Annotated in this window: 27 protein-coding genes; 13 read left to right on the top strand and 14 right to left on the bottom strand. The window is 69.4% G+C overall.

From position 1 onward, the window contains the following. The first annotated feature begins 346 nt into the window (after positions 1-346). On the top strand, positions 347-1,378 hold the full coding sequence (locus SACMADRAFT_RS01180; RefSeq protein WP_009151941.1) for a type VII secretion protein EccE: 1,032 nt from the start codon (positions 347-349) through the stop codon (positions 1,376-1,378). Then, entirely contained in the window at positions 1,375-2,436 is a 1,062-nt protein-coding gene (locus SACMADRAFT_RS01175; protein ID WP_009151940.1) for a hypothetical protein, read from the top strand. Before SACMADRAFT_RS01180 ends, SACMADRAFT_RS01175 begins: the two co-directional genes overlap by 4 nt. Before the next feature lie 6 nt (positions 2,437-2,442). Here SACMADRAFT_RS01175 and SACMADRAFT_RS01170 read toward each other — a convergent pair whose 3' ends face one another. Continuing rightward, positions 2,443-4,080, bottom strand: a complete 1,638-nt coding sequence (locus SACMADRAFT_RS01170) for a TM0106 family RecB-like putative nuclease (RefSeq protein WP_009151939.1) — start codon at positions 4,078-4,080, stop codon at positions 2,443-2,445. A 105-nt stretch (positions 4,081-4,185) separates the two neighbouring features. Here SACMADRAFT_RS01170 and SACMADRAFT_RS01165 point away from each other — a divergent pair, with 105 nt between their 5' ends. Continuing rightward, the gene (locus tag SACMADRAFT_RS01165; protein WP_009151938.1) at positions 4,186-4,659 is read left to right on the top strand and encodes a DUF6474 family protein; all 474 of its coding nucleotides are present in this window, start codon (positions 4,186-4,188) and stop codon (positions 4,657-4,659) included. A 31-nt stretch (positions 4,660-4,690) separates the two neighbouring features. Here SACMADRAFT_RS01165 and SACMADRAFT_RS01160 read toward each other — a convergent pair whose 3' ends face one another. The 5 genes from SACMADRAFT_RS01160 to SACMADRAFT_RS01140 are packed head-to-tail and all read right to left on the bottom strand — an operon-like array spanning position 4,691 to position 9,989. Further along, positions 4,691-5,665, bottom strand: coding sequence for a glycine betaine ABC transporter substrate-binding protein (locus SACMADRAFT_RS01160; RefSeq protein WP_009151937.1), 975 nt, complete (start codon positions 5,663-5,665; stop codon positions 4,691-4,693). Continuing rightward, on the bottom strand, positions 5,662-6,447 hold the full coding sequence (locus SACMADRAFT_RS01155; RefSeq protein WP_009151936.1) for an ABC transporter permease: 786 nt from the start codon (positions 6,445-6,447) through the stop codon (positions 5,662-5,664). The genes SACMADRAFT_RS01160 and SACMADRAFT_RS01155 overlap by 4 nt, the downstream gene beginning before the upstream one ends. Continuing rightward, positions 6,444-7,607: an ABC transporter ATP-binding protein gene (locus tag SACMADRAFT_RS01150; RefSeq protein WP_009151935.1), complete on the bottom strand. Its 1,164-nt coding sequence runs from the start codon at positions 7,605-7,607 to the stop codon at positions 6,444-6,446. Before SACMADRAFT_RS01150 ends, SACMADRAFT_RS01155 begins: the two co-directional genes overlap by 4 nt. After that, positions 7,600-8,247 carry an ABC transporter permease gene (locus tag SACMADRAFT_RS01145; RefSeq protein ID WP_009151934.1) on the bottom strand — a complete coding sequence of 216 codons (648 nt, stop codon included), beginning with the start codon at positions 8,245-8,247 and terminating at the stop codon, positions 7,600-7,602. The genes SACMADRAFT_RS01150 and SACMADRAFT_RS01145 overlap by 8 nt, the downstream gene beginning before the upstream one ends. Next, the gene (locus tag SACMADRAFT_RS01140) at positions 8,244-9,989 is read right to left on the bottom strand and encodes a BCCT family transporter (RefSeq protein WP_083840823.1); all 1,746 of its coding nucleotides are present in this window, start codon (positions 9,987-9,989) and stop codon (positions 8,244-8,246) included. Before SACMADRAFT_RS01140 ends, SACMADRAFT_RS01145 begins: the two co-directional genes overlap by 4 nt. Before the next feature lie 164 nt (positions 9,990-10,153). On the opposite strand from SACMADRAFT_RS01140, the gene SACMADRAFT_RS01135 reads away from it, so the two are divergent. From SACMADRAFT_RS01135 to SACMADRAFT_RS01120, 4 genes are read left to right on the top strand one after another with little or no spacing between them, the layout of a single operon-like run. Further along, the gene (locus tag SACMADRAFT_RS01135) at positions 10,154-10,678 is read left to right on the top strand and encodes a hypothetical protein (protein WP_009151932.1); all 525 of its coding nucleotides are present in this window, start codon (positions 10,154-10,156) and stop codon (positions 10,676-10,678) included. Between the two features lie 47 nt (positions 10,679-10,725). Beyond that, complete coding sequence (locus SACMADRAFT_RS01130; RefSeq protein WP_009151931.1) at positions 10,726-11,412, top strand: YcnI family copper-binding membrane protein; 687 nt, start codon at positions 10,726-10,728, stop codon at positions 11,410-11,412. After that, positions 11,409-11,993: a copper resistance CopC family protein gene (locus SACMADRAFT_RS01125; protein ID WP_009151930.1), complete on the top strand. Its 585-nt coding sequence runs from the start codon at positions 11,409-11,411 to the stop codon at positions 11,991-11,993. The genes SACMADRAFT_RS01130 and SACMADRAFT_RS01125 overlap by 4 nt, the downstream gene beginning before the upstream one ends. 2 nt (positions 11,994-11,995) lie before the next feature. Then, entirely contained in the window at positions 11,996-13,018 is a 1,023-nt protein-coding gene (locus SACMADRAFT_RS01120; protein ID WP_009151929.1) for a copper resistance D family protein, read from the top strand. Between the two features lie 19 nt (positions 13,019-13,037). On the opposite strand, the gene SACMADRAFT_RS01115 is transcribed toward SACMADRAFT_RS01120, so the two are convergent. The 3 genes from SACMADRAFT_RS01115 to SACMADRAFT_RS01105 form a co-directional block, all read right to left on the bottom strand. Beyond that, positions 13,038-13,253 carry a type II toxin-antitoxin system RelE family toxin gene (locus SACMADRAFT_RS01115; protein ID WP_232285520.1) on the bottom strand — a complete coding sequence of 72 codons (216 nt, stop codon included), beginning with the start codon at positions 13,251-13,253 and terminating at the stop codon, positions 13,038-13,040. A 200-nt stretch (positions 13,254-13,453) separates the two neighbouring features. Beyond that, positions 13,454-14,341: an aminoglycoside phosphotransferase family protein gene (locus SACMADRAFT_RS01110; RefSeq protein ID WP_009151927.1), complete on the bottom strand. Its 888-nt coding sequence runs from the start codon at positions 14,339-14,341 to the stop codon at positions 13,454-13,456. Between the two features lie 32 nt (positions 14,342-14,373). Then, on the bottom strand, positions 14,374-15,741 hold the full coding sequence (locus SACMADRAFT_RS01105) for a helix-turn-helix transcriptional regulator (RefSeq protein WP_009151926.1): 1,368 nt from the start codon (positions 15,739-15,741) through the stop codon (positions 14,374-14,376). A gap of 318 nt (positions 15,742-16,059) precedes the next feature. On the opposite strand from SACMADRAFT_RS01105, the gene SACMADRAFT_RS01100 reads away from it, so the two are divergent. From SACMADRAFT_RS01100 to SACMADRAFT_RS01090, 3 genes are all read left to right on the top strand, one after another. Continuing rightward, positions 16,060-16,395: a hypothetical protein gene (locus tag SACMADRAFT_RS01100; protein ID WP_009151925.1), complete on the top strand. Its 336-nt coding sequence runs from the start codon at positions 16,060-16,062 to the stop codon at positions 16,393-16,395. A 13-nt stretch (positions 16,396-16,408) separates the two neighbouring features. Further along, the gene (locus tag SACMADRAFT_RS01095) at positions 16,409-16,852 is read left to right on the top strand and encodes a hypothetical protein (protein ID WP_009151924.1); all 444 of its coding nucleotides are present in this window, start codon (positions 16,409-16,411) and stop codon (positions 16,850-16,852) included. A gap of 364 nt (positions 16,853-17,216) precedes the next feature. Further along, a complete protein-coding gene (locus SACMADRAFT_RS01090) occupies positions 17,217-17,855 on the top strand; it encodes a TetR family transcriptional regulator (protein WP_009151923.1) in 639 nt (212 codons plus the stop codon). On the opposite strand, the gene SACMADRAFT_RS01085 is transcribed toward SACMADRAFT_RS01090, so the two are convergent. Together SACMADRAFT_RS01085 and SACMADRAFT_RS01080 are read right to left on the bottom strand one after the other, a co-directional pair. Next, positions 17,828-18,403, bottom strand: a complete 576-nt coding sequence (locus SACMADRAFT_RS01085) for a dihydrofolate reductase family protein (RefSeq protein ID WP_009151922.1) — start codon at positions 18,401-18,403, stop codon at positions 17,828-17,830. The genes SACMADRAFT_RS01090 and SACMADRAFT_RS01085 overlap by 28 nt on opposite strands. Positions 18,404-18,474: 71 nt before the next feature. Further along, positions 18,475-19,668, bottom strand: coding sequence for an amino acid deaminase/aldolase (locus tag SACMADRAFT_RS01080; protein WP_009151921.1), 1,194 nt, complete (start codon positions 19,666-19,668; stop codon positions 18,475-18,477). Positions 19,669-19,744: 76 nt separating this feature from the next. Here SACMADRAFT_RS01080 and SACMADRAFT_RS01075 point away from each other — a divergent pair, with 76 nt between their 5' ends. After that, positions 19,745-21,052 carry a D-arabinono-1,4-lactone oxidase gene (locus SACMADRAFT_RS01075; protein ID WP_009151920.1) on the top strand — a complete coding sequence of 436 codons (1,308 nt, stop codon included), beginning with the start codon at positions 19,745-19,747 and terminating at the stop codon, positions 21,050-21,052. Between the two features lie 25 nt (positions 21,053-21,077). Here the strand turns inward: SACMADRAFT_RS01075 and SACMADRAFT_RS01070 are convergent, their stop codons facing one another. The 3 genes from SACMADRAFT_RS01070 to SACMADRAFT_RS28380 all read right to left on the bottom strand — a co-directional run bounded on the left by SACMADRAFT_RS01070 (position 21,078) and on the right by SACMADRAFT_RS28380 (position 24,397). Beyond that, on the bottom strand, positions 21,078-21,731 hold the full coding sequence (locus SACMADRAFT_RS01070) for an NAD(P)H-binding protein (RefSeq protein ID WP_009151919.1): 654 nt from the start codon (positions 21,729-21,731) through the stop codon (positions 21,078-21,080). Between the two features lie 15 nt (positions 21,732-21,746). After that, positions 21,747-22,388 carry a hypothetical protein gene (locus SACMADRAFT_RS01065; RefSeq protein WP_009151918.1) on the bottom strand — a complete coding sequence of 214 codons (642 nt, stop codon included), beginning with the start codon at positions 22,386-22,388 and terminating at the stop codon, positions 21,747-21,749. Positions 22,389-22,642: 254 nt separating this feature from the next. After that, entirely contained in the window at positions 22,643-24,397 is a 1,755-nt protein-coding gene (locus SACMADRAFT_RS28380) for a serine/threonine-protein kinase (protein WP_009151917.1), read from the bottom strand. 90 nt (positions 24,398-24,487) lie between these two features. On the opposite strand from SACMADRAFT_RS28380, the gene SACMADRAFT_RS01055 reads away from it, so the two are divergent. Both SACMADRAFT_RS01055 and SACMADRAFT_RS01050 read left to right on the top strand, forming a co-directional pair. Further along, complete coding sequence (locus tag SACMADRAFT_RS01055; RefSeq protein ID WP_009151916.1) at positions 24,488-25,558, top strand: HpcH/HpaI aldolase/citrate lyase family protein; 1,071 nt, start codon at positions 24,488-24,490, stop codon at positions 25,556-25,558. Next, positions 25,555-26,415 (top strand): HpcH/HpaI aldolase/citrate lyase family protein, encoded by an 861-nt coding sequence (locus SACMADRAFT_RS01050; RefSeq protein ID WP_009151915.1) that lies wholly within the window; start codon positions 25,555-25,557, stop codon positions 26,413-26,415. The genes SACMADRAFT_RS01055 and SACMADRAFT_RS01050 overlap by 4 nt, the downstream gene beginning before the upstream one ends. Positions 26,416-26,472 lie beyond the last annotated feature (57 nt).

Below are 26,472 nucleotides of genomic sequence, written 5' to 3'. Positions count from 1 at the left end.
GGACAAGTCACAGCGTGCAGACTGGCGCAAGCCGCTGCGATCCCGCCGACAGCCATCGACCGGCCGCGACATGGTCGAGGCACTGGTGGCGCGGCTCGGCATCCGGCAAGAAGCGAACAAGTACGGGCAAAACAGGACTTGATCAAAGAGGTGCGGTTTTGACACCAGCCACGCGGATACTCGGGGCTATCGTTGCTACGTGGTTAGCGCCTCGCCTTCGATGACGACCCGACCGCCGCGATCCGGCGGGAACGGCCACCCGCCCGACGCACACACAGCAACGGAACGACCCCGCACCGCACAAGGCCAGTGGTTCAAACCCAGACGGGAACCGGGGCGGCTCGGCGTGGTCAGCGTGGTGCGCCTGCTGGCACTCGAAGTAGTCCTCGGCGCCGTCTTCTTCGTGGTGCTACAGGAACTGTGGGCCATGCTGCTGGGCGGGACGCTCGGCCTGCTCGCCGTCGTGGCGATGTTCGGCCGGTCCAACGGCCGGTGGTGGAGCGAGAGCCTCGGACTGTGGCTGCGCTACAAGATGCGCGCGGGGAATGCCGGCTCGCAGGCAGCCGACCCGCGCATCGCCGCGCTGTGCGAGCTCGCGCCCGAACTGGTGGTCGAGGACATCGAAGACTCGGCCGACGGCGAACTCGGTATGGGAAGCGACGGCGCAGGCTGGTTCGCCGTGCTGGAGATCGCGATGGCCGACGACGCACCGATGCCACCGGTGCCACTGGCCGCGCTCGCGGCCATCGCCGACGAAGCCGAACAGGCAGGCGTGGTGATCCAGGTCGTTTCCCACAGAACCGCCGCGCGCGACAACGCGATGTGGGTCGCGGTCCGGCTGGACGCGACCGCGGTGGCCCAGTCGGTGATCGACCAGCCCGGTAGTCAGGTGGACGTCCCGGTGGTGCTCGCGGAACTGACGCACCGGGTCGAGCGGCTGCTGCACAAGCACGACCTGCGGGCGAGGCCGCTGCGGGCGGACGAACTGACCGACGCGCTTGTCCGCTCCTGCGACCTACTGCCGAACCAGCTCACCCAGGTGCGCGAGGACTGGGACTGCTGGCATTCGACACGCCTGGCACACGGCTGCTACTGGCTGCGGACGTGGCCGGACCCGGAGCGCAACGCGCGGCTGTTCGCCACGCTGATGGAGCTGCCCGCGGCGTTGATCAGCATTTCGTTCCTGATCGAGCCGTCCTTCCACGGCACCACGCTTCGCTGCCTGGTGCGGCTGGCCACCGCACGCGACCACTACCAGGCCATGTGTGCCAACGCGGAACGTATAGTCGGCTGGACCGGTGCTCAACTGACCAGGTTGGACGGCCAGCACGCCCCGGCCGTCTACGCGTCAGCGCCGAGCGGAGGAGGTGCCCGGTGAACTGGCAGCAACAGCGTGCGCAGCCCTATCCCGCCCCACCACCACCGCCGCCGCAGCAGCAGGGCGCGGCCGCCGCACACCCGCCCTCGCCGCCGCAGCAGCCGCAACCGCCTGCTCCCCCACCTGCGCAGCCTGCCGTGCTCGGCGCGCCACAACCACCGGCGACGCAGCAGCAGGCCGCGCCGGACACGCAGCCCGCGGCAGGCACGGAAGCGGGATACGGCTACGCCTCGGCGACGACCGCCGAGGTGGTACGGCCACAGGCGCTGGCGGTAGCCGCCCCGGCAGGCGCTCCACCCACCGCGCCCGGCGGCGCAGGCCCTGCCCAGAGCCCACCGACCTCCGATCGCGGCCATCGCGACTGGCGAGTCCGCAAGCACCGGGCGATCCCGCGACTGCGGATCGGCACCCACTACGCCCCGGACCACGCGTTGGACCAGTTGCAGCTCACCGGTGCCTCGTTCGGATTCCGGTTGGGCCGCAACCAGTCAGGACTTCCGGTGGCGCTGAGCCTGTTCCAACCTTCACCGAGAACGGCCTGCCTCATCGGTGGGGTGTGGCTGGCGAAGCTGGTCGCGTTCCGCGCGCTGCGGCTGGGCGCTCGGGTGGTGGTGTCATCCGTCGAGCCCGACGGTTGGGCCGACCTCGGGCGAGCGGCCACGGGCCGCGCCGACCGGGTCGTCGTGCTCGCCGCCGACATGGCAGCCGACGTCACGGCCTCGGCAGGCAGGCCGGTGCTGCGGTTGCACGACGCACCGCACCCGCCCGCGGCCGAGCAGCCTGCGCCATGGCGAACACAGCTCACCGTGCTGCGCCAGTTGGTCCCACCCCACGGCACCGTGCTGGCCCAGGCGGACCTGGTGATCGCGCAGCGGCTCACCCCCAACGAGACCTCCGTCGCCGCCACCGCGCTTCGACTTCCACCCGCCGTGGCCGGGCAGTTGCCGAGGCTTCGCGACGACATGGTGGCGACGCTGGCGGGACCCGCATCGGAGTTCGTCTGGCTCGAACCGACCGAGCCCGAGCAGACCAGGCTCGGTCGACCGAACCGGTCCTGACCGCCGCTACAGCTCTCCCATGTACGGCACGGCGTGCCCGGCTTCGTCGCTGATCCACTCCCTGAGCGCTCGGGTGGCCAGCACGTCGTCCTCGTTGTAGCGCAGTAACCGCTCCCGCTGGCCGAGGTCCGGTTCGGCACCGTCCATGCCGACCGCGTCGCGGTACCACCGCATCGACGCCTCCCCGCTGGCCTCCGGGTCGCGCCACCGAAAACCCGCGACGGGCGCGACCACCTTCAGGCCCTTGCCGTGCGAGCACAGGAACTGGTCGGTGACGCTGCGAAAGAGATCGACCCACTCGTCGGACTCCACGAACTCGCGCATCTCCTCCCGCGTGGGAACGCCGTCCATGTCGCCGAACCGCTCGATGGAGGAGAACAGCCAGCGGTTCTCGGCGAGCGCGTTGTAGCAGTACGCCCGAAACGTCAGTCCTGCGGCCGCTGTCCTGGCCCGCACGTCGGAAAGCCACGCCCAGAACCGGGCGAACGAGCGCCCCTCGTCCGGTGTCGGCAACGGGTCCCAGGTGGCGAAGGCGCGGTAGCCGGGCCGCACACCGATGTCGGCGCCGCTGAGCAGGCAACCCCACAGGTAGGCACCGGAGTCGCCGAAGCTCTCCATGTCGATGTCGACCTCGACGTCGGCCCTCGGCACGGTCACCTCGCTGACCTTGCGCACGACGGTGAGGTCGGCCAGCCACGCGCGCGCCAGCGCGACCGCGTCGGTGAACGTCGTCCCGGTCCACTGGATAGGCGACTCCTCCGCCGGGTTCAGCGCCGCCAGCTTGTCCACCGTGGAGACGCCCGCGTTGCGCAACTCGACCGCGTCCTCGCCGCGAACGACGAGACTGACGTCACGGCTTTGGGTGAGCTGCGATTCGCACACCGGCCACCACTGGCAGCGCCTGCACTCCAGCACCCGTGACGGCTCGGCGAGCGACTCCTGCCTGGTCGCGGCCGCCCGTGCCACGGCGAGACGGTCGGTGAAGCGCTCGTCGTACTCGGTCAGCGCCGTGCGCCCGCCCGGCCAGGTGGCGGCGTCGAGGTCGTGCCACAGCACCACGTCGGCATCGAGCCCGATGACACCGCCGATGGCCCGGTGCGGCTCGGCCGCACCCGCCGCCTCCAGCAGCCGCCGAACGTGCGCCAGCCGGAGCTGGTCACGCGGCTGGGAACGCACCTTGCGTTGGGGGTCGACCGCGGCGCGCTCCGGGTCGAGGTCCGGCAGTTCGGCCGTGCGCGCGCCCTCGCCGGGGTCGGTGATGCGGTGGCGCACCACCAGCACCGGCACGTAGCCGTGCGGTGTGCGCACCAGCAGTTCGGCGCCACCCCGCCTGCCTCCGGCGTGGTCAGGAGGCAACAGCCCACCCCACAGGTAGGCCACACCCTCCCGCAGCGCGGACAGAGTCAGTTCGACGCGTTCGCTGTGTGCAAGCTCCCTCGGCACTACCGCCCAACTGCCACGCGTGCTTTCCCGCAGCCGTTGCGCGATCTGCCCACGATGTGCCCACGCGTCGGCGATGCGCTGCTCAGCGGCCGGGTCGGGCGGCGCGAGCCGCGCGTCGCGCATGGTCGGGTCGTGATCGAGGTGCACTCGCCTGCGGCAGCACGTGACGACTCCCGCGTCGAGCAACACCTCAATGGCCATGGCATTCACTGTATGAGAAAGCACCGACACGTTGCCGATGTGCCCGCTTCGGTGGCGCCCAGTAAGTTGACGGCAGTCACACGCAGCGTGAGGAGGGCGGTCGCGATGGGGCGCAGGTCACACCGGTCGGGCAAGGCCGAGCAGGAGCCGGGGCTCACACCGAAGAAGGCCCGCAACGCGGTGCGCGTCGCCAAGGTCGTGCTGCCCGCCGCCGTGCCGGTGCTCGCGCCTGCCGCGCTGAGGGCAGCGGGCGCCGCGAGGGAGGCCTACGACCGCTACCAGGCACGACGGATGGGGGTCGCGGTCGAGCGGCTGCCGGAGTTCTCCGGCAGGGGCGGTGCGCTGCTGGCCCGCATCGCGGGCGCCGCCGACGGGCTGAAGGCGCTGCGGCAGTCACCCGAAGCCGGTGACGACGATCTCGCGTTCGCCGAGCGCTCCAGCGGGACCCTCGAACAGCTCGCGGTCTCCGTGCGGGCAGCGGAGCGGATGCCCGCGGCCAGGAGGAGGGCCGCCCACAAGGCGGTCGCCTCGGAGTTGGAGCGGATCGAGGAGCAGCTGCTGCGTCGCCTCGGCGTCTGAGCGGGCCACCGCTGGCCGTGCCCCTGCGTGCTCAGCCGGTGCCGGAGGTGGTGATGAAGCCCTTGCCCACCATCCAGTCCCTTGCCACCTTCGCCGGGTCCCTGCCGTCGACGTCGACCTGCTTGTTCAGTTCGATGATCTCCTCGTTGTTCAGCGCCGCCGACACCGGCGCCAGCACGTCGGCGATGCCCGGATGCTCGGCGAGGAACTGCGCGCGCAGCGTGACCGAGGCGTTGTACTGCGGGAAGAACCGCTTGTCGTCGGCGAGCACCCGCAGGTTCAACCCGGCGATGCGGCCGTCGGTGGTGAACACCTCACCGAAGTTGCAGGTCCCGTTGTCGATCGCGGCGTAGATGGCCCCGGTGCCGAACGTCTTGGTGGTGGTGACGGGGAAGCCGTAGGTCTGACGTACCCCTGGCATCCCGTCCGGCCTGCTGGCGAACTCGGTCTCCACGCAGAACACGGCCTGCTCGGGGTGCTGCTTCAGGAACTCGGTCATGTCCGTGGTGGTGCGCAGGTCGTGTTCGCGTGCGAACTCCTCGGTGGCGGCGAAGGCGTAGGTGTTGTTCACCCGCGAGTACGGCAGCCACACGATCCCGTTGCGCTCAAGGTCGGCCTCGCGGACCGCCTCGTACTGCCCGCGCTCGGTCGGCACCGGCTCGTCGTAACCGAGGTAGGAGAGCCAGCCGGTGCCGGTGTACTCCCACTGCAGGTCGATCTGGCCGTCCACCAGCGCGTAGCGGGCGCTGTTGGAGCCGTGGATGTTGGTCAGGTCGATGGCGTCGGCACCGGCGGCCTCCAGCGCCAACTCTGCGATGTAGCCGAGAATGACCTGCTCGGTGAAGTCCTTGGAGCCCACCGTCACCTCGACGCCCTGCAACCGCGGCACCGGTTTGATGGAACCGGGACCGACCGAGAACGGCAGCGCGGCGTTGACGTCGAGGCCGCATGCGCTGGTGGCCAGCAGTAGTACGGTCCCGGCGAGTGCGCTCGCCGCGCGCTTCATGACAGCCCCTTCGGTCCGAGGAACTCCTCCAGTACCGCGCCCAGCCAGTCCACGATCAGCGCGAGCCCGACGGCGAGCACGGCGCCGACGACGAGGACGGGCACGCGGTTGAGTTTGTACCCGGTGTCGATCAGCTCGCCCAGCCCGCCGCCGTTGACGAAGAACGCCAGGGTCGCCGTGCCCACGGCGAGCACGAGAGCGGTGCGCAGCCCGGCGAGGATCATCGGCACCGCGAGCGGAACCTCGATGCGCAGCAGCACCCCCGCCGACGACATGCCGATGCCCCTGCCCGCGTCCACCAGCGCCGGATCGACCGAGTCGATGCCGACGATCGTGTTGCGCAGCACCGGAAGCAGCGAGTAGAAGGCGATCGGCAGTGCCGCCGCCCACAACCCTTCCCACTCGCTCCACAGGAAGAACAGCACGAGCACCCCAAGCGCGGGTGCGGCCTGCCCGATGTTGGCGATCCCGATGAACAGCGGCGCCAGCGGTCGCGCCCACCGCCGGGTCAGCACCATCCCGAGCGGCACGGCCAGCGCCACCACGATCGCGGTCACCACCGCCGTGATCGCCAGATGCTCCCAGGTCTTCGTCAGCAACACGTCGGCATTGATCGACTCGGCTTCGATGGCATCGTTGGTCCGGGTGAAGGCCCAGGTCAGTACGCCACCGGCGACGAGAACCACGACCGCGGGCTGGACCAGCAACCGCAGTCGCTCGGTGCGGCGCGAGCCGGACTCCGTCGAGAACCCCAACGCCCCCCGCGTTTCGGTGACGCTCACGACGCGGCGCCTTCGGAGTCGAGGTGTTCCTCACGCAGTTGCCGCACGGTGTCGGTGACGGTGGTGATGTCGATCGTGCCGACGTACTCGCCTCTGGCTCCGGTGACCACGGCGTTGCCGCCCTCGGCGAGGATCGCCTCGAGCGCGTCCTGCAGCGTCGACCGGGTGCTCACCGGGTCGCCCACCGGCCTGCCGACGGCAGTGAGCGAACGCGCGGTGGTCAGGTCGCGCACGTGCACCCAGCGCAGCGGCCTTCGCCTGGCGTCGAGCACCAGCGCGTAGGTTCTGCCCTCCTCGATCATGCGTTGCCGCAGCGCCTGCGGCGTCACCTCGCCCTCGACCACGGCGAGCGCGTCGTCGCTGTAGGTGACGTCGCGTACCCGCAGCAGGGTGAGCTGCTTGAGCGAGGCGCCCGCGCCGACGAAACCCGCGACCATGTCGTTGGCGGGGTTGGCCAGGATCGCCTCAGGGGTGTCGTACTGCTGGATGGTCGAGGCGTCACCGAGCACGGCGATCTTGTCGCCGAGCTTGACGGCCTCGTCGAAGTCATGAGTGACGAAGACGATGGTCTTGCGAAGCTCGTCCTGCAGCCGCAGCAGTTCGTCCTGCAGGTTGCCGCGCGTGATCGGGTCCACCGCACCGAACGGCTCGTCCATCAGCAACACGGGCGGGTCGGCCGCCAGGGCTCGCGCCACACCGACGCGCTGTTGCTGGCCCCCGGAAAGCTGGCGCGGGTAGCGATCGCGGTACTGGCCTGGGTCGAGTCCGACCAGATCCAGCAGCTCGTCGACCCGGTTTCGGATGCGGCCGGAGTCCCACCGCAGCAGTCCGGGAACGACACCGATGTTCTGCGCCACGGTGAAGTGCGGGAACAACCCCGCCTGCTGGATCGCGTAGCCGATCTTGCGGCGCAGCTTGTCCGGGTCGAGTTCGAGCGCGTCCTCCCCGCCGATCGTGATGCGTCCCGAAGTCGGCTCGATCAACCGGTTGATCATCCGCATCGTGGTGGTCTTGCCGCAACCGGACGGCCCGACCAAGATGACGATCTTGCCGGCCGCGATGGTCATGGTGAAGTCCTTCACCGCGGGCTCCCTGCTGCCCGGGTAGCGCTTGGTGACCTTGTCCAACTGGATCTCGACACCGCTTACGTCGTCAGCCACGGATACCCCTCGAGACGGTGAGTCGGGCGATGATGAAGTAGCCGCCCTCCAACAACAGGGCCAGGATCACCACGCCGATCGTTCCGGCGAGCGCCTGGTTGGTCGCGTTCGCGCTGCCCGCCCTTGTGAGGCCGGAGAACACCTCGCTGCCGAGCCCGGGGCCCTTCGCATAGGCGGCGATCACGGCGATGCCCATCAGCAACTGGGTCGCCACCCGCATCCCAGCCAGGATCGCGGGCCACGCCAACCGCAGTTCTACCTTGGTGAGCACGCCGAAGCGGCTCATTCCGATACCCCGCGCGGCGTCGGTGACGGCGGGGTCGACCCCGGCTAGGCCGACGATGGTGTTGCGGGTGATCGGCAGCAGTGCGTACAGCACCAGCGCGATCACCGTCGGCGTCGCGCCCAGCCCCACCACGGGGATGAGCAGGCCGAGCAACGCGAACGAGGGGATGGTGAGGATCGTGCTTGCCAGCGCGGTCGCGACCGCGGAGCCGACGGGGCTTCGGTAGACGGCCACGCCGATCAGCACGCCGATAACCGTGGCGATGACGGTGGACTGCACCACCTCGCTCACGTGCAGCCACGCCTGCAACGACAGCCGATCCCAGCGGTCGGCGACGTATTCGAGAAGGTTCACCTGGCGCGACCCCGCACACTCCTGCGACGCGGTGGAGGTGCTTCACCGGCCCGTTCGGCGTGGATCTCCGCAAGCGAGCGCATCATCTCGTCCTCCCGGATCATCAGTGGATCGTGCCGCAGATCGCGCCACAGCGACACGCACAACGCGATCATGGCCGCCACGAACGGCACCGCGACAAGGATCGTCAGGTTCTGCAGGCCGGTGAGCGCGTTCCCGCCACCGACGAGCAGCATCACCGCGGCGACCGCGCCCATCAGCACGCCCCAGAACACGACGACGCCTCGGCCCGGTTCCACCGAACCTCGCTGCGACAGCGTGCCCATCACCACCGATGCGGCATCGGCACCGGAGACGAAGAAGATCGACACCAGCAGCATGACGATCACCGCGATCGGCAGGAACAGCGGAAAGGTCTCCAGCAGTGTGAAGGTCGCCGCCTCCGAACCACCCGCGCCCGCGATGTCGATGCCCGATCGCTGCCGGTCGATGGCGGCACCGCCGAAGATGGCGAACCAGCCGAGGCTGACCACGCTCGGCACCGCGATCACACCGAAGATGAACTGCCGGATGGTGCGTCCCCGCGAGATACGCGCGATGAACATGCCGACGAACGGTGTCCAGGAGATCCACCAGGCCCAGTAGAAGACCGTCCAGCCGGCCAGCCACTCCCGCATCTCCTCGCCGCCGGTGACCCCGGTGCGGCCCGACATCTCGGCGAACTCGCGGAAGTAGTCGCCGATGGCGCTGGGAACGAGGTTGAGGATCAGCACGGTGGGGCCGACCACCAGTACGAACACCGCGAGCAGCGCGGCGAGCACCATGTTGATGTTGGACAGCCACTGGATGCCCCTCGCCACGCCGGAAACGGCGGAGGCGACGAAGGCGACGGTCAGCACCGCGATGATCGCGACGAGCAGGCCGGTGCCCGGGTTGTCGAGCCATCCCACGGCCGCGAGCCCGCCGCCGACCTGCAACGCGCCGAGACCGAGCGACGCGGCCGACCCGAAGAGGGTCGCGAAGATCGCCATGATGTCGATCGCCTTGCCGAGCGGGCCGTCGCTGCGCCGGGCGCCGATGATCGGTTCGAACACCGCGCTGATCAGCTGGCCGCGCCGCCTTCGGAACGTGCTGTAGGCGATGGCGAGCCCTACGACGGCGTAGATGGCCCAGGGATGCACGGTCCAGTGGAACAGCGTCGTCGCCATGGCCGTGTGCACGGCCTCGTCCGAGCCAGGTGCCGCGGAGCCGGGCGGCGGGCTGGTGAGGTGTGTCACGGGTTCGTAGACGCCGAAGAACATCAGGCCGATACCCATCCCGGCGCTGAACATCATCGCCACCCAGGACGAAGTGCGAAACTCCGGCTTCTCGTCGTCACGGCCCAGCGGGATTCGGCCGTACCTGCTGACGGCCAGCAGCAGTGCGAACAGCACGAAGCCGCTCGCCGTCAGTACGAACAGCCAGCCGCCGTAGGGGATCACCGCGTCGTTGAGCAGGCTTTCGGCGAACGAGGCAAGCGTGGCGGGAGAAGCGACACCCCACGCGATCACGAGTACGGCGAGTGCCGCGGCCACGCCGAACACAACCCGGTCGGTCCCGGTCGACCGACAGGGTCGGCTGCCGTGCCCGGGTGTGGTGTCCGCCCTGCCCGCACCGGTCGCCTCGGGCGGGTTCGAATGCGGTTGCGGTGTGCTCGGCGCCGTTGCGGAGGGCGCGTCGGTTCCGTCGTGTTGTTCGGACATACGGGCGCGCTGTGAGCGCGACCTCCTTCCTCACCTCGGCGGCGTCAGGAGAGCACCATAGACCTTCCCGAGCCGATCGCCTGGTGGAAAGTTCCTCACCGGTCGTTGTCGGCGTGCCGGGCGACACGTTCCTTACCCTTCACCGGCTGCGTAGGCTGTGTGCCGTGAGCAGCCGGTTCCGCGCGGCCCTGCCCGCGCGCCGCGTCCGAGGCGGGTTGCTCGCGGGCTGCTCGGCCGCACTGACCGTGAGCGCGCACACGCTGGCCGACGGGCAGTTGCCCCAACTGCCCACCACCGTGCTGCTGACGGCGCTCATCGGTTGGGTCTCCACCGCTGTCGCGGAGCGCACCCGGGGATTGCGCGGGATCCTGCTCGTGCTCGGCAGCGCGCAACTGGCCTCGCACGTGGTGCTGAGCGAGCTTTCCGGACATTCCGGCGGCGGCTTCACCATGACGGCCGCCCACATCGTCGCCACCCTGGTCACGGCACTGGTGCTCACGCACGCCGAACTGGTGCTGGCCAGAGGCATCGCCGCGGTACGGCTGCTGCTGCCTTCGGTGTGGCTTTCGGATGCGGCACCGGCGGCCGCCGTCGCCGTCGCCACCGTGCGTCCCGCCGAGGGCGGCCACGCGGTCGAGGTGCTGCTGCGACGGGTCCACCGCAGGCGCGGCCCACCCCTGCACTGCTGAACCGAGTCGGAACCCACTCGCCACCGAGTTCAGGAGCGCAATCTCTGATGTCGACAAATCGATTCTTGCTGCGCGCGAGCGCGCTCGCGGCCACGGCGGGCGCGATAGGACTGGCCACCGCCTCACCCGCCGCCGCGCACGTCACGGCCAACGTCTACGGCGACCAACCCGAGAAGGGCGGCTACGGCGCCGTCGTACTGCGGGTGCCCAACGAGGAACAGGCCGCGGGAACAACCAAGGTGGAGGTGACCTTCCCGGCCGAGTACGCGATCAGTTCGGTGCGCACCAAACCGGTGCCGGGCTGGACTGTCGAGATCGCCAAGAGCGACATCGTCAGCAAGGTCACCTGGACCGCGCGGCCCGGAAGCGAGATCCCCGCGGGCACCACCTCCTACCAGGAGTTCGAGTTCACGGCGGGCCCGCTGCCCGAGGACGTGGACCAGCTCGTACTGCCCTCGAAGCAGACCTACTCCGACAACTCGGTGGTCGACTGGTCACAGCCACCGTCGGCCGGGGGTGAGGAGCCGGAGCACCCGGCTCCCGTCGTCGCGCTGGCCGAGCCCTCCGGCGCAGGCCACGGCGCGCCACAACACGGCTCCGCCACCGACAGCGAGGCCTCGACCGGCGACGACACCGCGCGCTGGCTCGGCGGCGCCGGGCTTGCCGTCGGCGCACTGGGGCTGGGCGTCGGCACGGGTGCGGCGCTTCGGGCACGCAAGCAGGTGGCGAAATGAAAACGGCACGCAACGTAGTACTGGTGCTCTGGGTGGCGGCGTTGACACTGCTCGGCATCGCCGGGCAGGCCGCCGCGCACAACGCGCTCGTGTCCTCCGACCCCGCCGACGGCGACCGGCTCGACACCGCTCCGGCGGCCGTGACGCTCACCTTCGACCAGCCGGTGCAGGACGCCGACGTCAACCAGGTCGCGGTCACCGGGCCCGATGGTGAGCAGTGGGCAACCGGTGAGGTGCGGGTGGACCGAAACATCGTCACCGCGCCGCTTCGACCGCTGCGGCCCGAGGGTGAGTACATCATCGGGTTCCGGATCCTGTCGGCCGACGGGCACCCGGTCTCCGAGGAGATCCGGTTCACGTTGACAGCGCCAGGCTCCGCCGCCTCCTCAGCGCCCCCCGGGAGTTCGGTGGCAGCGGGACCGACCGGGCAGGACGCGCCGAAGGCGACCGCCACCGTTCGGCAGCGCGAACCCGCCGAGGACTCCGGCATTCCGGTGTGGGTGTGGATCGTCGGTGCCGTGGTGCTGCTCGGCGCCGGGCTGACCGTCGCCCTGCGCATGGGCAAGTCCTCGGGCGAGTAGCCGTGGCCACGACCGAGACCACCGCCTCGACTCGGTTGGCGCCGCTGCTGAGCGTGCTCACCGGGGCTGTTGCCGGTGTGCTCGTCGGCGTCGCGCTCACCGCCACCGCGCCGGTCAGCGGTGTGGCGAACGTGTCGGAGGTGGTCTCGGTCGGCCTGCCCGTCGCACGGGTGCTGCTCAACGTCGCGGCGGCGGCGACGGTGGGGTTGGGGCTGCTTTCGGTACTCGTCGGCTACGACCGGCCGAGGATCACCGAACCCGTCCTCACCGTCGCGCGCCCCGCCGCGGTCGCGGCGGCACTGCTGTGGGCATTGGCCGCGTTGGTGACGCTGGTGCTGCGTACGGCGGAGTACCGGCCAACCGACACCGCGGTCTCGATCGGCGACATCGCCGGGTACGCGGGCGCGGTCGCCGCGGGCAAGGCACTGCTGATCGTCGCCGCGTTCGCGCTGGTACAGGTGGGCGTCGGGATACTGGCCGTGCGCAGGGGAGAACGGGTGCCCCCTGAGGTCAGGGTCGGACTGGGCCTGTTCGCGCTGCTCGCCCTACCGGTGACCGGACACTCCTCGGACTGGAGCCTGCACGACTACACGCTGATCTCGCTGGAACTGCACGTGCTCGCCGCGATCACCTGGGTAGGCGGGCTCGGCGCGACGGCGGCACTGCTGCCCGCCAACCGCGTGCTGCTCGCCCACGCGTTGCCCCGCTTCTCCCGGCTGGCCACGTTGTGCCTGCTCATCACGGCGGGTACCGGCGTCTTCAACGGCGTGGTCCAGCTCGCACTGGCCCCTGACACGAACCTGTGGTCGGCGCTGTTCACCACGCCGTACGGCATCCTCGTGCTGCTCAAGGTCGTCGCGGCAGGCACCATCGCCGCGCTCGGTGGCTATGTGCGGCTCAAGCTGCTGCCGAGCATCGTGCGACACGAGCGCACAGCGCTGGCACTGTGGGTGACGCTGGAGCTGACCGTGATGGGAGTCGCACTGGGCTTCGCCGTGGTACTCACCCGCACACCGGTCGCCTGAGCCCGGTCGGCGCGGCACCTCACTGGTAGATCTTGCGGCGGTGACCGGCATCGACAACAGTCACCAGCAACACGTGATCTTGGATCACGTAAACGATGCGCCAGTCCTTCGCGGCACGTATATGCCACGCATCAGCGCCGATGAGCTTCCTGCATCCCGGTGGCCGGGGCTCCTCGCCGAGGGCGTCGATTGCTGCCAAAACCCGACGTCGGACGAGTTTCCCCAGGCTGGACATACCCGAAGCGTGCGATATGTACATGAACGCGTAACCGGGCATCTCCTGCACGAGCGGAACTCTCTACCGCCCCAAGAGCCGACCTGCCATCCACCGTTCGAGTGATCGGTTGAGCCGAAACCGGGAGGTCTCGACGCGCGACCCGGCGAAAACGGCGAGCGGTCACATCTGGTCGCTGAATGAGGGGCGAACGAACCGTTTCAGCGGTACCGAACCCACCGGGTGTGCGTGCTGCCCGACCGCAGATCCTCCAGCCGCCGCCGCAGTTCGTGCCGCACCGTCGGGTGGCTGCGCACGATGGGCAGCACGCTCGTCGTGAGCTTGAGTTCCCTCGCCGCACGCAGCACGGGGAAGCCCTCCCACTCGGTCACATCGAAGCCGTAGGTACGCGCGAGGTCGCGGTACCAGGCGTCGGGGTCACCGAAGCGCTCCCTACCAACCGCGAGCGGGGTGAGGTCCCACTCCGGCGGCCCGATGCAGGAGGAGTCGAAGTCGCACAGCACAGGGCCGTCAGCGCCGACGATCACGTTGCCCGGATGGGCGTCGCCGTGTACGAAGCCCCTCGGCAGCGGGAACTGCAACTCCAGCAGGCGCTGCTCCACCTCGGCGCAGCGTCGAAGCAGGAACCGCCGGTCGGCGGTGTCCAACTCCTCGGCGTCGGACACGCGCGCACGCACGTCGGCCAGCGGTGCCCAGTCGTCGATGCCCTCGGGCGGCGGCAGCGCGTGGACCTCACGCAACAACCGCGCCAACTCGGCCGACGTCGCCCGCCTGCCGGTTTCCTCGACCCGGTGCCAGACGGTCACCACGTTCTCACCGATCAGCAGCGGCTGTGGCAGGTCGCCGAACAGCCGGATGGCCGCGACGCCGTGGCGCTCGAAGTGCCGCGCGACCTGCACCACCTTGTGAGCCCTGTGCGCCAGCGCACGCGAACCGACGATGCGCACCACCACCGGGTCGTTTGCCAGCGAGTACACCGCGTTGTTGGTGAATCGCAGCAGGGTGGCGTTGGCTGCCTCGAGGCCGAGCAGTGCACAGACCCGCGCCAGCACGGCATCCAGCTTCTGCCTGGTGAACCGGCCGTCCAAGAACGCGGCACCTTCGCGGTGAACCCCGGCGTTCAGGAGAAGAACGTCGACATCCGCTCGACGAGATCGCGCGCGTCGGGGTTGTTGCTGCGCCGTTGTGCTTCCTCCTTCAGTGGGCGCATCCGCTGCTCGACACGCTTTGACTTCAACCCTTCCGCGCAGTCCAGCGCCTTGCCCCCGACCTTCGCGCCGTGGTCGATGTCGCCCTCGAGCAGGTGGTTGGTCGCGAGCATGCTCAAGCTGAACGTCTTGCTACGGGCCATGTCGTCGCCGTAGGCATCGGTGGCCTTCGCCAGCGCCGGGATCGCGTACTTGGTGTGTGACACGTCCGCCTGCTGCGCCAGCGCGGTGTGAACCGTGCCGATCATGGCGTAGACGTCGGTCTCGTTGAAGAAGCGCACCCAGGACTCGGCATTGGCCAGATCCGCGCGCGCGAACTCGTCCCTTGTCCTGCCGAGCAGTTTGATGGCCTGCTCGGCGTTGCCCATCATCGCGTAGGCCCACGCCTCGTTGGCACACAGCACGGCGACCGCGAGTTCCGAACCGGACTCCTGTGCCGCGATCTGACCGAGTTGGAACAGTTTCAGCGCATCGTTGGGGGCCTCCTGGTGCAGGTAGACCCGCCCCATGCGGTAGAGCACGTTGGCGACGAGTGGGTGGTTCTCGCCCTGTTTGGCCAGATCGAGGGCGTTGGCGAAGTGCCCGCGGGCGGAGTCGATCAGCCCGATGTCGAACGATGTCCATCCGGCGAGGCTGTGCAGGTCGGCGAGCGCGACGTACAGCCTGGACTTCACGCCCTCGGTCCCGCTCGCCTGGAGCATCTGCTGCCCCCAGGACAACTGGGCGACCACAGCGTCCCGGCAGAACCCACCGCCGTACTGGTAGTCGAGCGCGCGTAGTGCTCTCGTCGCCGCCTCCACCTGGCGAACGTCGGTCATCCCGATCCGCCCTGGTGCGGGTGTCCTTGCCGGACTCGCCGCCCACGCGTCCGAGGCGGGCCCGAAGACCGCGGCCCCCATCGTCACCTGGGCTGCGTGCGCGAGGAACTTCCGCCGTTTCACGGACTCGTCCTCCTCAGCTTGCTGCTCGTCGGCGGCGCCGACGACCTGGATCTCCGTGGCCTCGTCGTAGGCGAGGCCCATGTACCCGCGGGGGATACCGAGGCCTTCGGAGATCCGCGAAAGCACGTCGTAGGCCATCACTTGGCGACCCTTCAGGATCTCCGACACCTCGGACTGTGACTGGCCGGTCATGGCAGCGATCTGGCGCTGCGACACACCGTGTTTGCGCAGCTGTCGGTAAACCTCGCTGATGTTGCGGCTCGCGAGAGCGTCGCGCATCTCCGCGGTTTCCCATACCTCGGACTTGATGCGGCTCTGCTTCGCGTCGTTGGCGTCCATGCGCGCCCCTCCACAGTCCCGTCGGGCGTCGGTGTGCAGCGTAAGCAACACCTATTGAACCGCGCGAAGGCTCGATTATGGGCACTGATCGGCCGAGGTGAACTCGGCTGACCGCTCAACGGTCAACGGGAGCCGGTCGCCGCTATGACCTCTGGCGAGGCTTCTATCGGAGTTGTTTTCGGCGCAATGTAGTTCCAGATCTCCGTGGCCGGGCGAACACGGACCGCAACCGCGGGGATCGCGTCAGGAGTCAGGCAGGCAGGTCCGGCGACCGCACGAAGGCGCGGATGTCGGCGAAGGAGAGCGGGAGACACAGACGTGGAGTTCGTGCACTCGATCACAGCAGGACGTGCTGCGACCGGCACGGCACCCTTCCGTAGGCCCGCTCTGGGCGAAAAGCCGCGCCAGTCACTTTCGTCGACACCGACCGTGGACGCCCGTGGCACGAGCGGCCGCAGGTACGAGGGCGGCCAGGTGGTGTGGCGGGTGCAGTGCGGCGACCTGATCAGCCGCGAGCGCTGCGTGACGGTGTTCGTGGACGAGGGCGAGGTGGTGCTCGTCGGCCCGCCCGGCGAGACGGCACGGCTCACGGCAGGCCAACTCGGCCAGCTGCGGGCCGCGCTCAACGAAGCCGCCAAACTGGCGGAAAGGTGACGGTGAGTTCAAGGTGGATCAGATCCTCGGGCAGGTCCTGCGCAACGCGGTGTGGGAGCGCCTCGACATGCTCTCCGACCTCGCGGACCGTGCTGACGCACCAGCACTGATCTCCGTCGCGCGCTCCGAGTTACCCCGCCTCACCGCGGGCTGGCGCGCCATGCTGGCCGCCCACGAACCCGACGAGCGTGGCGACTGCCCCACCTGCTCGACCCGGTGGCACAGGTGCAAGGCTCCCTGCTCGGTGTGGCAGGTTGCCCACGAACACCTGGTCGCCGGTGGTCTCGCGCCCCAGCAGGAGACCCGCAGGGCGCGCAGGCACTCCGCCGTGTCCCCGACACACGACGGCAACACCAGCCCGGCCCGGACCCGGCCGGTGCCGGAGCAGACCGGTAGGCACTCCCTGGTTCCCCCACCGGCTCCCCGACACGCCGTTGCAGGCGGCTTACGGGCATAGCCGCCTGGCAGAGGCGCCCCGGTCGCCGGCGGCCGGCTCGTGCGTACCCCCGAGCGTGACGAGTCCGGCCGCCGGTTCCCCCGGCGATTAATCGAGAAAATTGTGATCCAACCCCTAGCGGGCGGACTATTCCACGGCTATGTTCGGCCGCGCGATCGCCCGACAACTTCACAACACACCCAGGGTGTTCCCCGCCCGAGGTGGCCCCGATACTCCGCGGGCCGGTGCCGTTGCACTCCCCTCCCCCGACCGGCACCGGCCCGCGGTCCCACCGCGAACGCCGTCCTCCGGTAACCGTTCACTCGGAAGTGATCGCGGTAACGGACACGATAAAGTCGCTGACCTGCACAGCAAGGAGCGCGACGTGTCCGAGAACCAGGCCGTGAAGCCCACCGAGACGACGCCGTTACGACGGCGACCCGTCCAGCAACGCAGCGCGCAGCGTGTCGAGCGAATGCTGGACGCCAGTGCCGAACTGCTGCAGGAACTCGGTTACGAGGCGCTGACCACCACGCTCATCGCCAAACGCGCGGGGGTCGCGGTGGGCTCGCTGTACCAGTTCTTTCCCGACAAGCGCGCCGTGGTGCAGGCACTGACACAGCGAAACCTCGAACGGTTCATCGCGGCCGTCAACGAGCGGTTGAGCACCCTCGATCCCAAGAACTGGTGGGACGTGGTCGACTCGTTGCTCGACATCTACCTGCGGATGCACCGCGAAGTACCCGGATTCTCCCGGGTGCACTTCGGTGATGTGGTGGACGTCCGGCTGCTCGACGACCGCCGCACCAACAACAGGGTCATCACCGATTCCCTCGCCGACCTGATCATCGAGCACGTCGGGGTCGAGCGGGAGGAGCTCATCCTTCCCATCTCCATCGCGGTCGAGGCCGCTGACGGGCTGCTCAACCTGGCGTTTCGGACAGACCCGCAGGGCGACCCCGACGTGATCGCCGAGACCAAGGCGCTCATCAAGGGTTACCTGGCCGGCAAGTTCGGCGAGTAGCGCAGGTGTATGGCACCCGAGCCGAAGGTGCGGGTGGCGAGTAGGCGCAGGTCGCGCCGCTGCGCGAGTTCGGGGAACAGCGGCTTGCCGCCTCCGAGTACGACCGGGTGCACGAACAGCCAGTACTCGTCGATGAGGCCGAGGCGGATGAACGTCGCGGCGATCTCGGCGCCTCCGAACAGCACGAGGTCACCGCCAGGTTGCTCGCTGAGCTTGCCGACCTCCTCGGCGATGTTGTCGGCAACGACGGTGGTGTTGTGGTCGGCGTGCTCCAACGTTCGGGAGAAGACGACCTTGGGCATCGGCCTCCAGATCCGCGAGTACTCCAGATCGAGTTCCGTAGCCTCGCCGAAGCGGGTGGGGTCCGGCCAGTACGCGACCATCCCCTCGTAGACCTTCCTGCCGAACAGGAAGCCACCCATGTCCGCCGCCTGCTCCACCGCGAAGGTCTGCATCTCCTCATCGAAGGCAGGCCAGTCGAACTCGCCGTTCGGTCCCTCGATGTAGCCGTCGAGAGAAACCTGCATCCACAGCTTGACGTTACGCATCGGGCGTCTTCCTTCCGTTCCGATTTCCGGCAGTTGGACTCGCCCGCGCCGAAAAACTCATCGCCTCGCCGTCAGCCGAAGCACTGCCCCTCTCCCCGGTAGGTGGGCACCGACGATTCCACCCGCTCACCCGCCACGAGGTGGTACTCGGTGAAGTGTTCGGCCAACTCCCCGGACTTCGCGTGGCGTAGCCACACCCGGTCACCCAGCCGCAGCGACCGTGCGGCGTCACCGGTGACGGGGGTCTGCACCTCTCCCGCGCCCTCCACTCCGAGCAGCCGTAGCCCGGACGGCAGGTAGGGCGACGGCAGCCGTGACGGCCCGGCCTTGCCGGAGGCGACGTAGCCACCGGCGAAGAGGGTCGCGATCCGGGAAGTGGGGCGGCGCACCACCGGCAGCGCGAACAGTGCCGCCGGTCGCGGCGTGAAGCGGGAGTAGCGGGAGAACAGCGCGGGTCCGAGCAGCCCGGACCCAGCGGTGACCTCGGTGACCGCCGGTTCGACCCTGGTCAGTTCGAGGCTTCCGGTGCCGCCCGCGTTGACGAACTCCAGGTCGGCCACCGCGCGCACCGCCTCCACCACGGCTGCCCTGCGAGGAGCCAGTTCGGCGGCGGAATGCCGCTGCATCCAGCGCACCACGGCTCCCCGGAGACCAGGCGCGCCGTCAGGTACCCCGGCGATCTGGCCCTCGTACCCCATCACGCCGGCAAGCCGAAACCCACGGCGACCCGCGATGGTCCCGGCGAGCCGGGCCGCCTGTCGCGGCGTGAAGACCGGTGATCTGCGCGTTCCCACGTGCACGCCGGGCAGTGGTCGCCACGACGCGTCGAACTCGAGGCACACCCTGATCTCCGGGTGCTCACGCCCGAGTGCGGCATCGACGGCGTCGAGGTGCTCCGGCGAGTCGACCATGATCGTGATGGCGGCGCGGGCTGCGTCGTCGGCGGCGAGGGCGCGCAGCGCGGAGCGGTCCACCGACGGGTAGCCGACCACGATGTCGTCACAGCTGCCCCGTTGGAACAGCCACATCGCTTCGGCCAACGAGTAGGCGAGCACGCCGCGAAAGCCCGGCCGGGCCAGCGCCCGCTCCAGCAGGTGCCTGCACCGCACCGACTTGCTGGCCACCCGCACGGGCAACCCTGCCGCGCGACGCGTCAGGTCGTGCGCGTTGGCGTCGAAGGCGTCGAGGTCGACAATCGCCAGTGGCGGGTCAAGGTGTTTCGTCGCCGAGTCGTAGCTGGCGTTTCCCGTGGTCACGCGGCCCACGGTACGTCAAGTGACGTTGAAACACGAATGCTGTTCACCTATCGTGTTGGAGAAACTGCGAGGGCGTGATGCGTACATGAAGCCGTGGACCAACTGGGCGGGAACCGAGAGCGCTCTGCCGCGCCGGGTCCACCGACCGCTCACCGCCGAGGACATCGCCAAGATCGTCGCTGACGCCTCCGCGCAGGGACAGCGGGTCAAGGTGCCAGGCAGCGGACACTCGTTCACCGGCATCGCCGTGGCCGACGGTGACACGATCGACCTTCGCGCGTGGAAGGGCATCGTGTCGGCCGACTCCGCTTCCGGCCTTGTGACCGTGCGCTCGGCCACCACGCTGCGGGAACTGAACACCGCGCTCGCCGCGATGGGGCTCGCCATGAGCAACCTCGGCGACATCGACGCCCAGACCATCGCGGGCGCCATCTCCACGGGCACGCACGGCACCGGCGCCCGGTTCGGCGGCCTCGCCACGCAGGTGGAGGCTCTGGAACTCGTACTGGCCGACGGGTCGATCGTGACCTGCTCGCGCGAACTGCGGCCGGAACTGTTCGACGCCGCGAGAGTCGGACTCGGCGCACTCGGCGTCATCAGCACCGTGACCCTGCGGTGTGAACCCGCCTTCGTGCTCGCGGCCAGCGAACGTCCGGAACCACTCGAACGAGTACTTTCCGAGTTCCACGAACTCGCCGAACACAACGACCACTTCGAGTTCTACTGGTTCCCCTACGGCAAGAACGCGCTGGTCAAGCGGAATAACCGGCAACCTGCGGGCACGCGGCCACGCCCGCTCTCCAGAGCGCGGGAGTTCGTCGACTACACGGTCATGGAGAACGCGGCCTTCGGCGCGCTGTGCCGGATCGGCCGCGCCGTTCCCCGGCTGGTGCCCTCACTCGGCGGCTTCGCCTCCTCGGTGCTTTCCGCCCGCGACTACAGCGACGCCTCCCATCGGGTCTTCGCCACCCAGCGCGCGGTGCGGTTCGTCGAGTCGGAGTTCGCGGTGCCGAGGTCGGCGGTGCTCGACGTACTCGCAGAGCTTCGCGCGCTGGTGCCGAAGCTGCGGCACCCGGTGGCTTTCCCCGTGGAGGTCCGGGTCGCGGCCGCCGACGACATCTGGTTGTCCACGGCATACGGTCGCGACAGCGCCTACATCGCGGTGCATCAGTACGTGGGCATGCCGTACCGGGAGTACTTCGAGGGATTCGCCAGGATCGCAGGCGAGTTCGGCGGCAGGCCGCACTGGGGCAAGCTGCACGACCTCGACGCGGCCGCGCTGCGCGAGCGCTACCCGCGCTTCGACGACTTCGTACGGCTGCGCGCACAGGTCGATCCCGGAGCGACGTTCTCCAACGCCTACCTCGATCGAGTGCTCGGGCCGGTCGGTTGAGGTGGCAACGGTGTCGCGAGCGCGATCACAGGCGCGCCACGGCCTCCTCGATCGGCGTGTTTCCGGAGGTCAACTCCAGAGTGCGGCCCACGGTGGCGGAGTCGGCGAGCAACCGCAACAGCACCGCCGCGACATCGTCACGGGGCACGTCCGCCCGCTCCACCTCGTCGGCGAGCTTGACGAGCCCGGTACCCGGCTCGTCGGTGAGCCTGCCCGGCCGCAGAATGGTCCAATCCAGTTCCCGCTCGCGCAGGTCCCGCTCGGCCGCGGCCTTCGCACGCAGGTAGGCCGCGGACACCTCGCCCACCTGCTCGGCGTCGACGGGTCTGCCCGCTCCCATGGAACCGACCTGCACGAAGCGACGCACACCGGCGCGTTCGGCGGCGCGCGCGAACAGTACGGCCGCCGCACGGTCCACCGTGTCCTTGCGCACGGCACCACTACCGGGACCGGCACCGGCCGAGAACACGGCCACGTCGGCGCCCGAAAGCACCTCGGCGACGTCGTCCACCTCGGCCCGTTCGAGATCGAGCACCACCGGGTGCGCCCCTACGTCACGGAGCTCGGCCGCGTGGTCGGGGTTGCGGATGATCCCCACGGCAGTGTCACCGTTCGCCGCGAGCAGCTTCTCGAGTCGCATCGCGATCTTGCCGTGACCACCGGCTATGACAACTCGCATCCGTCGTGCTCTGGTTCACTCGGCCGGAGCGGGCGCTTCCAGTGCGAGCAGTTGCTCGTAGGCCATCTCGTTGATCCAGCGGGAAACGGGGTCCTCGCCGAGCGTGATCCGGTCGACGCGGGAAGCCAGGTCCAGCTCCATGGTGACGTCCTCGTCCGCGGTCACCACACCCAGACCGTAGGCGCGTGCTCGAGGCAGGCAGTTGTCGACGTAGTCGTGGCTCAGCGCCGCGGAGGTCGGCAGCACCATGGCCGCCTCGCCGTAGCGGGCGAACGGGACCGCCGCCGCCATCCCGGTGCGCCAATGCCTTGCCACTGCCAGCACACCCACGACACGCACCGCGGCGGGCGGGGCCGTCGGCGCCAACTCCGGCCAGGTCCAGGTGGCCACGGTGGCTCGATCGGTCACCGGCTCCACACCGATGGCGATCCGCTCGGCGTGCGCCTCGGACCGCAGCCTGGCCACGACGGACACGTGCCTGCCGAACAGCTTTCGGTGCGGGAGCACGACCCCGTCCCAGCCCAGCCGGGCCGCCGCCTCACGGGCGAGCCGGTCGGGGTCCGCCGGAAGCTCGACAGGCGGCACGACACGGCTGGGGACCGACCGGGTGCTGTTCGAACCGCTCGTCACCGCGGTCTGCCCACGTGTTACCGCCACGAAGTCCGCCTCCCTCTGCCGTTCTCGTGCGAGCCACGCATTCGTATCTCCGTGCCGCGAACAAACGGCACATAAGTTAGGTACCAGCGACAACGGAGCAGGTCTGCGGGTTCAGCGCCTACCTGCGATCGGCGGCGCCGAACGGTCGGTGATCGGTCGATGGGCGGTTTCGGGACTTCGGCCCGACGGTGCGGCCGGATGGGTGACGTCCGGCCGAACGGTCGCCTTCGAAGCGTGTCGGTGTTCGGCCGCGATCACTTCTTCAGCACTTCCCTGGCGTGGCGGGTCATCAGTGCCTCGACCTCTCGGTACGGCACGACATAGGACTTGAAGTCGCAGGCCATCGCGTGCCCGAAGGCCGGGGCGTAGACAAGGAACTCCACCCCGTCCGCAGTGAAGCCGGTCTGAACCGCGGGATCGCCGCCTCCGGCGGTGTACGGCTCGGTCAGGAACCGGGGCGACATCGGTGCCTGCACCTGCGGCGAACCGGGGCAGTAGCTACCGCCCGCGTGCGCCAGGATCGGTTCCTCGAGCAGCGAGGCTCCCGCGGCGCTGCTCGCCGCATCGGCGAACACCTGCGGCGCGTTCAGCGGCCCACCCGTGGTGAGATCCACCGTGACCAGCCGAAAGCCGTAGCCTCCGCGGTTGCCGAACTGCGGGGAGGCGATCAAGCGGCTGTACCGCACGGAGATCACCCGCTCGTCCTGGCGCAGGATCTCCACCCGCGTGGTCGCCTCCGGAACTCGCCCGTCCGGGTCTGGACCGAGCAGCCCGGAACGGGCGTGCTCGATCCAGTCGTCGAGCGGAGCCATCAGCAGTTCGTTGGCCCTGCGCTGGATCTCCTGGTCTGGATGACCGCTGATCCGCACGTACTGACCGCTGAACGTGAAGTCGCCGAAGTCCTCCTGCCTTTCACGCACCGACGCCTGCAGCGCGACCTGCTCCACGGAGGGCCTGCCGTCCGCCGGGGGAGCCTCCGTGCCCTGGTTGGTGACCACCACCACCGTCGCCGTCGCGGCCACCACCGCGGCGGCCACCACCGACGCGGCGATCTTGGCTCCGGCCGCGGCCGCGATGCCCTTGCCCGCGCCCGCCATCACGGCGCCGGTGGCGGGCGCCACCGCCGAACTCGCCGCGAGCACGGCAAGCGGCGACGCGGCGAGCAGCACGCCTGCCCGCGCGGCCAGCGAACCCTTGCCACGCCGTTCCCAGTCCTCGCCGTAGGCGGACCTGGCGGCGGCCTCCAACTCGGCGACGAACAGGTCGGCGGTGGCGGGGCGCTGCCGCGCGTCCTTGGCCATGCCCCTGCTGATCAGCCCGCGCACGGCTTCCGGAGCCGCGTGCGAGGGCACCGGCGCCTGCTGGTGCAGCGAGCGCAACCACTCGGTGTCGGTGGACTCGTACGGTCGCCTTCCGGTGACACACTCGAAGAACACGCAGGTGGCGGCGTAGACGTCGGTGGCGGGGCCCACCGCGAGACCGCTCCACTGCTCGGGCGCCATGTAGGCGGGAGTGCCGACGGGCGCGCCTGCCTGCCCCGCGAGCACGGCGATGCCGAAGTCCACCAACTTGCTCTGCCCGTCGGGTGAGACAAGCACGTTCGGTGGCTTGTAGTCGCGGTGCACGATGCCCTCGGCGTGCGCGGCGGCGAGCCCCAGCAGCGAGCCCTTCAGCACGGCGAGCGCCGACTCGGGCCGCAGCACGCCCGCCGCGGACAGCACCGCGCGCAGGCTCACCCCCGCCACCGCCTCCATGACGATGGCGGCACCCTGGCCGGTCTCACTGAACTGGTACAGCCGCGCGACGTGCGGGCTGTTCACCCTGCTCAGCACGTGAGCCTCCGCGCGGAACTCGGCGAGTTTGGCCGGGTCGCCGAGGTGGCGCGGGTACAGGTACTTGATCGCCACATGCTCGCCGGTGGCGTCCCGCCTGGCCAGCACGACCCGGCCGAATCCACCCTCGCCGAGCAGCGCCGTCTCGGTGAAGCCCGGCAACGACCACTCACTCATGCGACTGTGAGGTGACATCTGCCGCAGCGGTTCCCTCAGCGGCCGGGCTAGGGTTACGGGCCGGTAGTACCGATTGCTGCAAGGAGCACGATGCGCTCGCCGAAGGACTTCTTCGCACCCCTGGCCGTGGGTGCGCCACAACCGCCGAGGCAAATCCCGGCGCTGCCGTCGAGGATGATCCACTTCTTCGACCCCAGCAACGGGAAGATGGCGACGAAGGTGCCCGACCTGGCGAAGAAGGTCGACGTCCTGCTCGGAAACCTCGAAGACGCCGTGAAGGCCGACCGCAAGGAGGCGGCCAGGGCGGGGCTGGTGCGCATCGCCAGGGAGAACGACTTCGGCGGCACCCAGCTGTGGACCCGGATCAACAGCCTCGACTCGCCGTGGGTGCTTGACGACCTCATCACCCTCGTCACCGAGATCGGCGACAAGCTCGACGTCATCATGGTGCCGAAGGTGGAGGGTGCTGCCGACATCCACTACGTCGACCGGCTGCTCGCCCAGTTGGAGGCACGGGCGGGACTGCGCAGGCCGCTGCTGGTTCACGCCATCCTGGAGACCGCGAGCGGCGTCGCGAACGTCGAGGAGATCGCGGGCGCGAGCCCCCGGATGCAGGGCATCTCACTGGGGCCCGCCGACCTCGCCGCGAGCCGCCGGATGAAGACCACCAGGGTCGGCGGTGGGCATCCCGGTTACCTGGTTCGCACCGACCCGGTCGGCGACGACCTGCACGCCGGTCGCACGACGTACCAGCAGGACCTGTGGCACTACACCGTGGCCCGCATGGTGGACGCCTGCGTGCTGAACGGGATCCTGCCCTACTACGGACCGTTCGGCGACATCCGTGACGTGGTGGCGTGCGAGGACCAGTTCCGCAACGCGTTCCTGCTCGGCTGTGTCGGCGCGTGGAGCCTGCACCCCGCGCAGATCGACATCGCCAAGAAGGTGTTCTCCCCCACGCCCGAGGACGTGGCATGGGCACGCAAGGTGATCGCCGCCATGGGCGACGGCACCGGCGCGGTGATGATCGACGGCAAGATGCAGGATGACGCTTCGGTGAAGCAGTGCAGGGTGGTGGCCGAACTGGCCGATGCCCTTGCCGAACGTGACCCTGAACTGGCGAAGGCGTACGACGCCGCCACCGAGGAGGCCCTCTCGTGAGACCCCGCCGCTCCGTTCTGTATCTGCCAGGAGCCAACGAGCGCGCACTGGAGAAAGCGAAGACGCTGCCGGCCGACGCGCTGATCCTCGACCTGGAGGACGCGGTCGCGCCGGAGGCCAAGGAGGAAGCCAGGGACCGGGTGTGCGCGGCCGCCGCCTCGGGTGACTACGGCTCGAAAGAGGTGACGATCCGGGTCAACGGGTTGGACACCGAGTGGCACGACGCCGACCTGCGGGCGGCCGCGCAGGCTGGTCCGGCGGCCGTGGTCGTCCCAAAGATCAACTCGGCCCGCGATGTGCAGAACATCGAGCGCGCGCTCGAACTCGGCGGCGCGCCAGAGCACACCACGATCTGGGCGATGCTGGAAACGCCCGTCGCGATGCTGCGGGCTGAGGAGATCGCCACGGCCAGCGAGCGGCTGACCGTGCTGGTGATGGGTACCAACGATCTGGCGAAGGAACTGCACGCCGAGTTCGTGCCCGGCAGGGGGCCGCTGCTCGGCGGGTTGTCGCTGTGCCTGCTCGCGGCCCGGGCCGCGGGGAAGGCGATCCTGGACGGCGTCTACAACGACGTGCGTGACCCCGAAGGCTTCGAGGTCGAGTGCCTGCAGGGCAGGCGGTACGGCTTCGACGGCAAGACGCTGATCCACCCCGGGCAAATCGAGCCCTGCAACCGGGTTTTCGCGCCGTCGGAAGAGGAGATCGAGCAGGCTCGCGAGATCATCGACGCGTTCGAGCAGGCCCGTGCCAAGGGGCTCGGTGTGGTCACCGTCGGCGGCCGGATGATCGAGAACCTGCATGTGGACAACGCCCGCCGCATCCTCTCCCTCGCCGAGGCCATCGAGAAGCAGGACTGAACCAACCGAGAAGGCCCCTGAAGCCGCGCGGCTTCAGGGGCCTTCTCATGGCCACTC

It is taken from the genome of Saccharomonospora marina XMU15, from assembly GCF_000244955.1.
Taxonomy (GTDB): Bacteria; Actinomycetota; Actinomycetes; order Mycobacteriales; family Pseudonocardiaceae; genus Saccharomonospora_A; species Saccharomonospora_A marina.
Note: the sequence above shows the minus strand (reverse complement) of the source record. Positions and strands in the feature narration are given on the sequence as shown.

Bases quoted from the DNA above. Each gene is read 5' to 3' on its own strand.
- SACMADRAFT_RS01170 (WP_009151939.1), bottom strand. From the start codon at position 4,080: ATGGCCATTGAGGTGTTGCTCGACGCGGGAGTCGTCACGTGCTGCCGC.
- SACMADRAFT_RS01165 (WP_009151938.1), top strand. From the start codon at position 4,186: ATGGGGCGCAGGTCACACCGGTCGGGCAAGGCCGAGCAGGAGCCGGGG.
- SACMADRAFT_RS01160 (WP_009151937.1), bottom strand. From the start codon at position 5,665: ATGAAGCGCGCGGCGAGCGCACTCGCCGGGACCGTACTACTGCTGGCC.
- SACMADRAFT_RS01140 (WP_083840823.1), bottom strand. From the start codon at position 9,989: ATGTCCGAACAACACGACGGAACCGACGCGCCCTCCGCAACGGCGCCG.
- SACMADRAFT_RS01130 (WP_009151931.1), top strand. From the start codon at position 10,726: ATGTCGACAAATCGATTCTTGCTGCGCGCGAGCGCGCTCGCGGCCACG.
- SACMADRAFT_RS01125 (WP_009151930.1), top strand. From the start codon at position 11,409: ATGAAAACGGCACGCAACGTAGTACTGGTGCTCTGGGTGGCGGCGTTG.
- SACMADRAFT_RS01115 (WP_232285520.1), bottom strand. From the start codon at position 13,253: ATGTCCAGCCTGGGGAAACTCGTCCGACGTCGGGTTTTGGCAGCAATC.
- SACMADRAFT_RS01105 (WP_009151926.1), bottom strand. From the start codon at position 15,741: ATGGACGCCAACGACGCGAAGCAGAGCCGCATCAAGTCCGAGGTATGG.
- SACMADRAFT_RS01085 (WP_009151922.1), bottom strand. From the start codon at position 18,403: ATGCGTAACGTCAAGCTGTGGATGCAGGTTTCTCTCGACGGCTACATC.
- SACMADRAFT_RS01075 (WP_009151920.1), top strand. From the start codon at position 19,745: ATGAAGCCGTGGACCAACTGGGCGGGAACCGAGAGCGCTCTGCCGCGC.
- SACMADRAFT_RS01070 (WP_009151919.1), bottom strand. From the start codon at position 21,731: ATGCGAGTTGTCATAGCCGGTGGTCACGGCAAGATCGCGATGCGACTC.
- SACMADRAFT_RS28380 (WP_009151917.1), bottom strand. From the start codon at position 24,397: ATGAGTGAGTGGTCGTTGCCGGGCTTCACCGAGACGGCGCTGCTCGGC.
- SACMADRAFT_RS01055 (WP_009151916.1), top strand. From the start codon at position 24,488: ATGCGCTCGCCGAAGGACTTCTTCGCACCCCTGGCCGTGGGTGCGCCA.